6 protein-coding genes and 1 pseudogene are annotated in these 10223 nt (G+C 59.6%); all 7 read right to left on the reverse strand.

Features of this window, described 5'->3' with window-relative positions; translation table 11 throughout:
• Nucleotides 1-31: 31 nt before the first annotated feature.
• Entirely contained in the window at nt 32-1096 is a 1065-nt protein-coding gene (locus tag E4K65_RS45750) for an IS110 family RNA-guided transposase (RefSeq protein WP_135179646.1), read from the reverse strand.
• A 438-nt stretch (nt 1097-1534) separates the two neighbouring features.
• Nucleotides 1535-1985, reverse strand: a pseudogene (locus tag E4K65_RS50180) (transposase); the annotation flags it as partial.
• A gap of 584 nt (nt 1986-2569) precedes the next feature.
• Nucleotides 2570-3331 carry an IS5 family transposase gene (locus E4K65_RS45760; protein WP_135179648.1) on the reverse strand — a complete coding sequence of 254 codons (762 nt, stop codon included), beginning with the start codon at nt 3329-3331 and terminating at the stop codon, nt 2570-2572.
• Between the two features lie 608 nt (nt 3332-3939).
• Nucleotides 3940-5622 carry a flavin-containing monooxygenase gene (locus E4K65_RS45765; protein ID WP_135179649.1) on the reverse strand — a complete coding sequence of 561 codons (1683 nt, stop codon included), beginning with the start codon at nt 5620-5622 and terminating at the stop codon, nt 3940-3942.
• A gap of 142 nt (nt 5623-5764) precedes the next feature.
• Nucleotides 5765-6964 carry a methyl acetate hydrolase AcmB gene (gene acmB / locus E4K65_RS45770; RefSeq protein WP_135179650.1) on the reverse strand — a complete coding sequence of 400 codons (1200 nt, stop codon included), beginning with the start codon at nt 6962-6964 and terminating at the stop codon, nt 5765-5767.
• 839 nt (nt 6965-7803) lie between these two features.
• The gene (locus E4K65_RS49360; protein WP_235886056.1) at nt 7804-8154 is read right to left on the reverse strand and encodes a hypothetical protein; all 351 of its coding nucleotides are present in this window, start codon (nt 8152-8154) and stop codon (nt 7804-7806) included.
• Nucleotides 8155-8457: 303 nt separating this feature from the next.
• Nucleotides 8458-9618, reverse strand: a complete 1161-nt coding sequence (locus tag E4K65_RS45785; protein WP_135179651.1) for an IS30 family transposase — start codon at nt 9616-9618, stop codon at nt 8458-8460.
• Nucleotides 9619-10223: the final 605 nt, after the last annotated feature.

Below are 10223 nucleotides of genomic sequence, written 5' to 3' on the forward strand. Positions count from 1 at the left end.
CGCCTTGACCGCGCCGAGCACGGCGCGAGGATCAAGCGGGTCGGACGCCTGCATCGTTGGTCCTTGTCAGCTCGAAGGCGCGTCCTTTAGCCAGCACCGCCCAGGCGATGCGGGCAAGCTTGTTGGCGAGTGCGATCGCCAGCACGTTGTGGTGCAATCGCTTCTTGGCGGCTTCGATCCAGGATCTGAGTCCGTAACGTTCCCAGTTCTTGATCCTGACCAGCACCACCCATGCCGCCTGCACGAACAGAACGCGCAGGTAGCGATTGCCGCGCCGTGAGATTTTGCCGAGGATCGTGCGGTCTCCCGTCGAGATCTGCTTGGGCACCAGTCCGAGCCAGGCGCCGAAGTCACGGCCTTTGGAGAAGACCTCTCCAGTGCCGATCGCGGCCACCATGGCGCTCGAAATGATCGGCCCGATGCCAGGCACCGTCATCAGGCGCGAACATGCCTGATCTTGACGGGCCAGTGCTTCGATCTCGCCGGAGAGGCTATCGATGCGCTGATCCAGCTGACGCCAGTCGCCTGTCAACTCCTCGATGACACGCAACATGCGTGGCGACAGGGCATCGGTGCGCGTCGCAAGGATGGTGGGCAGTTCAGTGCGCAGGAAGCCGATACCCTGGCGCACCGCGATCCCGCGTTCCAGCATGAAGGCGCGAATCTGGTTGATGATGCCGGTGCGTTGCGACACCAGCCGCTCGCGCACCCGATGCAGCGCCTGCAAATCCAGTTGCTCCGCGGTCTTGGTCGCCACGAACTTCATCGTCGGGCGCTGCACGGCTTCGGCAATCGCTTCGGCGTCATTGAAGTCGTTCTTCGGTCCTTTGCTATAAGGGCGGACATATTTGGCCGGCATCAACCTGGCATCGTGACCTAACGATGCGAGTCTGCGGCTCAAATGATGTGCGCCGACGCAGGCTTCCATGCCGATCAGGCAAGGCGGCAGTTTGGCGAGCCGCGCCTCCACCTGGCCACGCGACCACTTTTGCCGCAGCACGATGGTGCCGCGCGTATCGTGGCCCACGACGTGGAACGAGTTTTTGCCGATATCGATGCCGATCACGGCGATCGCGGTACTGGGTGTCTGGGACATGGCGTGCTCCCTGTCTTGGCGCCCCTGGCCAGCTTATCGCTGGCGGGGCAGGAGCACGGCCGGACCATCCCATTCTGATGTCCACAGTCAAGCACACAACGCACGGTTTGCCATCTCCACGACGACCATCGTGAAGTTCTTGCGCCGATGGATCGTGCAGAGGAGAAGGCGGAACCCAAAGACGTCGGTGAACAGGCTCTGATGCGCGGGTTGGATACCGCATTTCCGTTTTTTCGTCTGGGGCTGTCCCTGGTCTAGCGTCGGGCATCGATCGGATGATCGGCCACATAATGGGTTTCAGGATTTCCCCTGCCGCGGTCCCACCTTCACCTCTGCACGATTGATGTCTGCGACTACCCCTAATCCCGATTGCAACAAAGGGGGCTGTGGGCCGGTCGACGCACCTCACGACTCGAGCGGTCCACAGCCCCAGCGACGTTACGCCTGTCGAGATGGCATGAGCTCTCGATTGATTGCCCAAATGAAGGCGGATAGCTCTCGGGCAATCGCCGTGACGATTACGGTTCGCCGCTTGCCCTTCCGCTCGAGTGAGCGGAAGCGTCCGCACAATCTGGTTTGCGCTTTCCACGCAATCTCGCGCGCGTCTCGGTGCGGCCTCCACCTTTGGCTGCTTGTCTCGGCTTACGCGCGGCGGATATCGATAGCTCCAGGCCGCCTCCACAACAATACGTCGCGCCCGCCCATTCCCGGCTTTGGTGATGCCGCCTCGCTTGACCTTGTCGCCAGTCGAGTTTTCCGTGGGCACCAGACCCAGATAGCCCATCAGCTCGCGCGGATTTTGAAAGCGGGAGAGATCACCGATCTCGGCCAGCACCCCCACAGCCGCAATGAGATCAATTCCCCGCATCGCCTGCAGGGCCGCGACAACCTCGGCAAGCGACCACTCGGGTACTACCTCGCGTATGGCATCTTCCAAACACTCCATTCGCTCACTTTCCTGGCGTATCCCCTCAAGTAATTCTTCGAATGCGATGCGCTGCTCGCGATGCTCGAGTTTCTGCGACATCAGCCATCTCATGTGGGCTGGTCCCCACGTTGTCTTGCCCGGATAGCCGAGTCGGCTCCATTGCACTGTGCTAATTTCAAGTTGTGCGCGCGCGCTTCCTGATTCTTTGCCAGGCATTTTTCGAATCTCTTGTATTCTGCCGTAGGGCCAAAGCAGGGCTCTCTGCAGTACTTGGGTATCGGCCCGCAATCGGTCGTTCCCCATGGCTGCCTGTCATCCGGGCACGCTTTAACGTCTTGAGCGAAAGCTGGATTACATGCCACGGGAAAGAGACAAAGGAGAAGCAGGATCGGGAACGATTTGCACGTCATCCTCCGGACCCCTTCATCAAAATCTCAAGCGCGACAAACGTAGCCACAAACAACGCGGATCTGAAAAGTTCATTGCAATCGCTCATTGGAAACAGAGGAGCATAAACTGCCAAACGGACGGATGGCCCGCAAGATTTAGGGCGTGGACTCATAAGAGCGTAGCCACAGCCTGATCGACGCAAGCTGTACGAATGCAAGGTAGTTGGCAGCCAGTTTGTCGTAGCGTGTTGCAACGCGACGGCATTGCTTGATCCTGTTGAAGAAGCGCTCGATCCGGTTGCGGTCGCGGTAGAGATAGGGACTGAAGTTGATGGGATTACTGCGATTGCGTTTTGGCGGGATATTGGCCCATGCGCCTCGCCTCATCGCGAGTTCTCTGATCCAATCGGCGTCATAGCCGCGGTCGGCAAGCAACATCGATCCGGACTTCAACCGAGACAAGAGTTTTCCGGCAAGCCGATTGTCGTGTGTCTCGCCGCGCGTTAGCGCAAGGCGGACCGGCAAGCCGTTGGCGTCTACAACCGCATGAATCTTGCTGGTCAATCCACCCCGTGATCGCCCCATCAGCTGCCGTTGGTTCCTTTTGATGCATGCTCCATGCTGATGCACGCGGACGATTGAAGTGTCGATCATCTGGACGGCCGCATCGTGGGCAGCGGCGAGCGCTTCTATGATCCGGCTCCAGACGCCCGCCCTGCGCCAACGGACGAAGCGGTTGTAGCAGGTGGTGTAAGGGCCAAAGGCACCCGGTAGATCGCGCCAAGGCGCCCCAGAGCGCAGCACCCAGAAAATGCCGTTGAGAACACGGCGGTCATTTACCCGAGGGACGCCGCGCGGCTTGTTGGGTAGCATTGGCTTGATGGCGGTCCATTCATGGTTAGTGAGTTCGTAGCGCATAATTCGAGCCCCTGGCGACGCGGAGGGCTTGAATCATGGTTCGGCGCCAAGGCTCAACTGGTCGCTACGCACCCGAAAGCGGACCTATTATGCTCAGGGTGAGTTTTGTCGTTCATGACCCAAATGCGACATTCCGGGCTTCAAAGGCATTTGATCGGCAATAATCCGTACTTCCTGTCTCGACAGGAACGTCGGAACGTCACCAGGATGGCCGAAATTTTCCTGCCCGCCGATCTATCAGTCGCGCGAGTTTCCTGCCTCAGGCGGCTTAGCGAGCTGCGGCTCCAACCTCGCGGACATATATCGAAAGTCGGGAGTCTATGTTGGCCGCTCCGAATGGCGAGAGGCCGGCGGATATACGGTGCTGCGACATACGGCGTTCGAACTCGTATTCAACCTGAAGACAGCAAGGGTGCTTGGTCTTACGGTGCCAGACCTTTGCGACCGCCGATGAAGTGATCGAACGGCATGGTCGACGGTAACGGCGCGCGAAGCCGTAAGCTTCTTCGCACGGTACCTGAGATGCGTCCCAGAAATCGGGCGCTTCAACGACCGCAATGCCGGGAGTGACGACACTGGACGCCACTCCCGATCAAGAACTGTCAGGCTTATTCGGCCGCGATCGGGTGCGCGGTCCAACCCTGACCGTGACTCGAGAACGCGAAGCCCTCGTAGTCCTTTTCGGCGACCTCGGCGCACTTCCTGCGATAGCCGCCGACGCCTTCCGGGCCGAGATACGGCAAGAAGCGGTGCGCCTTGCCGTCAATGTTGGCCCCCATGTACCAGGAATTGGCGCTAGTCATCAGAGTTGCGTTCACGACCTCTGCGACGTGAGCACCCCACGCGTCCTGCGCCTCCGGCGTCGCTTCGATCGTCGTAAGCTTGTTCCTACGCATGTGGGCGATGCATTCCGTAATCCACTCGACGTGCTGCTCAATTGACACCGGCATATTCGACAGCACCGAGGGGCTTTGCGGGCCGGTGATCGTGAACAGGTTCGGATAGCCGGCTATGGCCACGCCAAGATAAGTCTGCGGGCCAGCCTCCCATTCCTGCGCCAGCATCCTGCCGCCGCGGCCCTTGATGCCAAGTGCCTTCAGCGGGCCGGTCAACGCGTCGAAGCCGGTGGCGATGACGATGATATCGAGCGGATACTCCTTGCCGCCCGCGCGAACGCCATTCGGCGTGATTTCCTCGATCGAGCCATCGGTGGCCGCATCCACCAGCAGCACGTTCTTCTTGTTAAAGGTTTCGAAGTAATTGGTGTCCAGGGGCTGCCGTTTGGTGCCGTAGGGATAGGTCTTGGGCGTCAGCTTTTCAGCAACCACCGGATCATTGACGATCGAGCGGATCTTGCGCTTGAGGTAGTCGGCGATGATATCGTTCGCTTCCTTGGAGAAGAACATATCCTGGTAGTTGGCCAGCCAGAATGCGAAGCCGCCGGCGTCCCACATCCTGTCGAACTCCTGCTCACGCTCCTCGGGAGTGGTATCGAGGACCCCCTTTGGCAGGAAGTTGAGTTCGAACCCAAAGAACGAACCCTTGATGCGCTGACGGATCCCATCGTAATCGGCTTTGCGCGCCCTGGTGACCTCGGGGTCGACGCGGCCGTTGCGCGCTGGCACGCAGAAGGCGGGCGTACGTTGGAACACCGTGAGGTGCTTGGCCTGCTGCGCAATCTCCGGGATTGCCTGCACCGCGGTCGCGCCGGTGCCAATGACTCCGACCCGCTTGGCGGTGAAGTCGACGCCGTCATGCGGCCATTGGCTGGTGTGGTAGCATTTGCCCTTGAACGACCCCAAACCTTTAAACGGCGGCATGTTGGCGGTCGACAAAGCGCCGACTGCGGTGATGACAAAGCGGGTTGTGACTGAGTCGCCCTTGTCGGTGCGCACTGTCCAAAGCTCGGTGTTGTCGTCAAAAATGACCTCGACAACGCGTTTGCCGAATTGGATGTCAGGCTTCAAGTCAAAGCGCTCGGCGCAATGCTCGAGATAGCGCAGAATCTCATCCTGCTCCGGATAGCGCTCGGACCAGTTCCACTCCTGCAGCAGGTTCTTGTCGAACGTGTAGCAATAGATGTAGCTGTCGGAATCGCAGCGCGCGCCGGGATAGCGATTCCAGTACCAGGTGCCGCCAACCCCGTCGCCGGCCTCAAACACGGTGACGTTGAGGTCGAGCTTGTCGCGCAGCGAATGCAGCATGTACATGCCGGAGAAGCCTGCACCAATGATGACGGCATCGAAGTGGGTCTTCGCGCTTGCTCCTGGCGAACTACCTTGCGCAGTCATGATGTTCCTCCCGTTGTGAGCGCTCGTTGTCGGCACAGAGGAGCCTCTCTGTGCGCCGTCGTTTCGGTTGGGTCGTTGCGACGCCGGTCCGGCAAAGGGTCAGACCGGCATCGTCCGTGATCGAAGGCTAGGTCGGCCGCCCTTACGCGGCCACGCGCACCTCGCCGCTCTGATAGGCCGCCGTCTCGAAGTTCATGTAGCCGACAAACGAGGTCGGATCTCCGAAGGGAAGGATCTGCGTCGCCCAATAGCCACCGAGCCCGTTCTTGCGGTCGATCCAGTAGAACGTGTTAGCGAGGCCGGCCCAACCGAGCGACCCGGCCGGCCTTCCTGTCGGCGCGTCCTCGTCGTTGAGCATGAAGGTGTAGCACCAGGACTTCTTCAGACCCGGGAAGAACTCGGCATCGTTCGACAGTGTCGCAATCACGCCAGGCAGCATGACCACGGTCTGGTCCTCCCTGAGGCCGTTGCGGACGCCGGCGGCGACCGTCTCCTGCTTGAGCACGCGGCCATTTGGCCCCGCCCCATCGTTCAGCCACATGCGGATGAACTTCATGTACTCGCCGATCGAGGCGTAGAGCCCGTGGCCACCCATGTGGACTTCCGGGTCAGGCGGCAGCTGCATATCGGGAAGCGGGGTCAGCGACCCGTCGGCTCCGCGCTGGTGGATGACGGCAAGGCGCGACCGCATCGAAGGGGTCAGCGAGAAGGCGATGTCCTCCATCCCAAGCGGCGCAAAAATCCGCTCCTTCATGACTTCGCCGAGGCGCTTGCCGCGGATGCTCTCGACGATCTGGCCACACCAGTCAAGGTTGCTGCCGTATTCCCATTTGTCACCGGGATCGAACAGCAGTGGTGTCATCAGCGACGCCTTCGAGCAGGTGACGACGCTCGGCTGGCCCTGCTCCTGGGCCAGGCGGAAATAGCTGGCGTTAAAGAAGTCGTAGCCGAGGCCAGCCGTATGCAGCATCAGCATTCGGGTGGTGATGTCGCGTTTCGGCGCCCGCAGCTTCGGCTTTCCGCCGGCATCGAATCCTTCGAGCACTTCGAGCTTACCGATCTCGGGAACATAGCTCTTCGCCGGGGCATCCAGGTCGAGCTTGCCTTCCTCGACGCATTGCAAGATGGCTGTGCCTGTGATGGCTTTCGTGGTCGAGAAGATGGCAAAGACGGTATCGGCCGTCATTGGCTGACCGCTGCCAAGCATACGCTCGCCGGCGACGCCCTCGTAGATGTTGGCCGACCGATCAGTGATCATCGCGACCACGCCGGGAACACGGTCTTTGCCCGTGACGACGCTTTGCAAAACTCCGTCACATGCGCTTTTCAAGTTGCTACCCATCGCGGCTCCTCCGTTGAAGTTTGCCAAATTGATCCTGGTTTCTCCTCGACAGGCTGCGGGTGGTCCCCGCGGACAATCTCGACTGTTGTACGTGTGGAAGTCGCGCTCCAGTCTGATTGTCCCAACACCGCCTGCGCGGACCAAAGTCGCGCCGCAGCCGTAGCAGCAATAAGATTAGCGTGTCGGTCATGATCTGGCTCGAGGTCAGGGATTTCGACCGAGCGTTGGCAAGACTAGAGCGAATTCTTGCATGCGGCTACGCATTTCCGTTTGGCATAGAAAGCGCAGATCTTTTTTTACCGAGCATGTCAACGATGCATTAATGAGCGAGAGATTTTATCCGTCATGCCTCGCCTCATCCCGAGGAGATCGATGCCGGCGCAGTGCGCACTGGCCGCTCCATCTTAAAGGCCTGCGACGGACCGCCTAACTTTTGCGTCATATCTGCTGACCGGATCGGCTCCGCTCGGAGCACGAACGCGCTGCGCCTGTTCTCTGCAGAAGTCCTCGTCCATCAGGCCCCCGTCCCTCACACACAGAGCTGCAACCGAACTTTACCGAGGCGGGTTCAGCTCGCCTGCCAGCCAGCCGACCGCATCTGTCTTCATTGGATCCACAGCGAAGGAAACCAATTCGGTACGTTCGCACGTCGAGCATTCGAAGGTGCGCTTCTCAAATCCGGCTTTGCCGGGAGAGATGCGCGCCAATGCCATCCTATGTTTGCATACCGGACACATCGGCCGCTCGTTGATACACGCAGTCATCCCCTGGCCCCGAAGGATACTCATTTATCCTGCTATCCTGCCCCGCAATGTGATTTTGAAACGATAAATGGGACACTAAGCAGCAGCTAAGTCATGCGGACCAGTGGTGAAGCAGTCTTCAAGATACGTTGAGAGCGCAGTAGCCGCCAAATGCTCCCAGTACTCTGCCTCGGCGAGCAGTTTCCAGCTTCTGTCAGGATGAAGCGCGGCACTCTGTCGACAGAGCGACGCCATCGCGCGCAAGCGCTGTACGGTTTCCATTCCAGCCTCCCGTGTTTTTTCCACCCTATTTTTTGTTTTTGCGTCGGAGTCATTATGATTATGACTCAGAATTGATTTTAGTTTTTTTCGAGAGCCGATTGGCGAGTCGATGGCGCACTTCGCGCGAGTGATTTTCGTTTCGAGTCGCCACAGAGCGTCATTCAATGAGCTCTTCCGGCTGGGGTCCTGTTCCTCAATCGGAACCGGCTCTCGCGGGGCAGCGCAGGAGCGGGGTGTCCCCGCCTCCAGCAGGAGAGAGCTCTCCGCGCTGGGCCTCCGCCCCACCACTCGCAAGACGTGTCTGCTAAACAAAGCAACTGGCCGAGGAAACGGGAAGAGCATGACCTCCGCAGGGTCGAGGTCTCGTCCGCAAACTCACAGACGCGCCACCAGAAAACTGCCTCCCGGCCCGCTTGCGGGGAGCTCCGGGGTATTCTCCAGCAACTCCGGCCGGAAATTGCGGCGAGTTCAACCGACCGCTGCAACACATTCTGCGAACTTCTCAGCCGGCGTCTGATAGAGCAAGGTCTTTCTCGGCCTTTCATTGAGCTGCCTTGCGATGGCACTGAGCTTGGCCTGGCTGTGCAAGGACAGATCGGTGCCGCGCGGAAGATATTGGCGCAGTAATCTGTTGGTGTTTTCGCTTGACCCGCGCTGCCAGGGAGATCGAGGATCACAAAAGTAGACCTCGACTTCGGTGGCCAATGTCAGCCGTTGATGGTCTGCGAGCTCCTTGCCTCTGTCCCAGGTCAGCGACCGGTAAAGTTCGCTGGGCAATCGCTGCGATTGCTTGATCAGTGCCGAGACAACGCTTTCGGTATCCTTGTTCGCAACCTTGACCAGCATCACGTAGCGCGAATGGCGCTCGACAAGCGTTGCGACATAACTATTCCCCGAACCGCCGATCAGATCGCCCTCCCAATGGCCGGGCACCGCACGATCTTCAACTGACGGCGGCCGCTCGCTGATGGAGACGGCATTCTTGATCTGGCCGAGCCCGTTTCGTTTCATGCTGGCGTGCCTCGATCGGCGGACCGTGCGCCTCGCCCTCAGGTGCTCAAGAAGCTCCTTTTTCAGTACGCCGCGCGCCTGAATGAACAGGCTGCGATAGATCGTCTCGTGTGACACCTGCTTTTGAGGTTCCCCCGGATAGGTGCGCTTGAGCCAGCCGGCAATTTGCTCCGGTGACCATTGCCGCTGAAGCAAGGTCGATACTGTCCGCCTCAAGAACGGACGGCAAGCCAGCTTGCAAAGCTTGGGGCGCCGCGCCCGATCCCACGCGGCCTGATCGGACCCCGCAGCCCGATAGCGCTCTGGCCCGCCATTGCGCTGGACTTCACGGCTGATGGTTGATGGAGATCGACCCAAGTGGCGCGCGATCGACCGCAACGAGCAGCGCATGCTGAGCCATCGAGAGATCTCCTCTCGTTCGGCCAGGCTGAGCGCCTGTTTGGCACGGTGCCTATCTGGAGGACGAATTCCGCCGGTCGGCGAGATCACTGAGAAGACCGACGAGGACTCCCGGTCAAATCGGCGTCCGATCGAGCTCATCGGCTCGCCGGCCTGCCAGCGATCCCAGATTTCAGATCGCTGGGCTGCCGAGTAATAAATGCGACTTCGCCGTTTCATGTCTACACTCCATCTTTGCTAAAAGATTAGAGTGTCGCGCTGACCAATTGAGCCCACCGCGCAAAGCGGACATTCGTTGGGAGCCGAAGTCGCAGGCGAGAGGCGGAAGTAGCGCCCAGGCATTTCCTCCCATCGCGTAGTTCGAAAGTTCAAGCTGAACGCCGAGCTTAGCGGTCGCTCCTCTCCCTTGGAGCTGCGGAGACGAACCCCGGCTCCCCTCTTCTTGCATTGGGCGACGTTGTAATGACATCGGGAGAAGGAGGTCGCACAACGTCTAGCTGCGTCGCAAAAGGTTTGGGCGATTTTCGCCGCTCGTAGCCGCGACGACCGCGGTACTTCGTTTTGGGTACACCGCAAGGGATCGGCCAGACAGCGAAATCGAGTCTATACGTTTTCCAATCGCGTCCGGTGAGGTGTTAATCTTTTGGACGCGACCCAAGCTGCACAGTACAGGCCTGCAGCAGGGGAAAACGATGGCCGACAAACGGATGCAGTTCAACTGGGATCCAATTGCGCTTGCAGCGCAACTGCGGAACATCGCGGGACAAAGCCAAGTACTGATGCGCTGCTTCGTGTCTTATCAATCGGACGCGATTAAATTCGGC

The sequence above is a fragment of the Bradyrhizobium niftali genome, from assembly GCF_004571025.1.
GTDB lineage: Bacteria > Pseudomonadota > Alphaproteobacteria > Rhizobiales > Xanthobacteraceae > Bradyrhizobium > Bradyrhizobium niftali.

Bases quoted from the DNA above. Each gene is read 5' to 3' on its own strand.
- E4K65_RS45765 (WP_135179649.1), bottom strand. From the start codon at position 5,622: ATGACTGCGCAAGGTAGTTCGCCAGGAGCAAGCGCGAAGACCCACTTC.
- E4K65_RS45760 (WP_135179648.1), bottom strand. From the start codon at position 3,331: ATGCGCTACGAACTCACTAACCATGAATGGACCGCCATCAAGCCAATG.
- E4K65_RS45785 (WP_135179651.1), bottom strand. From the start codon at position 9,618: ATGAAACGGCGAAGTCGCATTTATTACTCGGCAGCCCAGCGATCTGAA.
- acmB (WP_135179650.1), bottom strand. From the start codon at position 6,964: ATGGGTAGCAACTTGAAAAGCGCATGTGACGGAGTTTTGCAAAGCGTC.
- E4K65_RS45750 (WP_135179646.1), bottom strand. From the start codon at position 1,096: ATGTCCCAGACACCCAGTACCGCGATCGCCGTGATCGGCATCGATATC.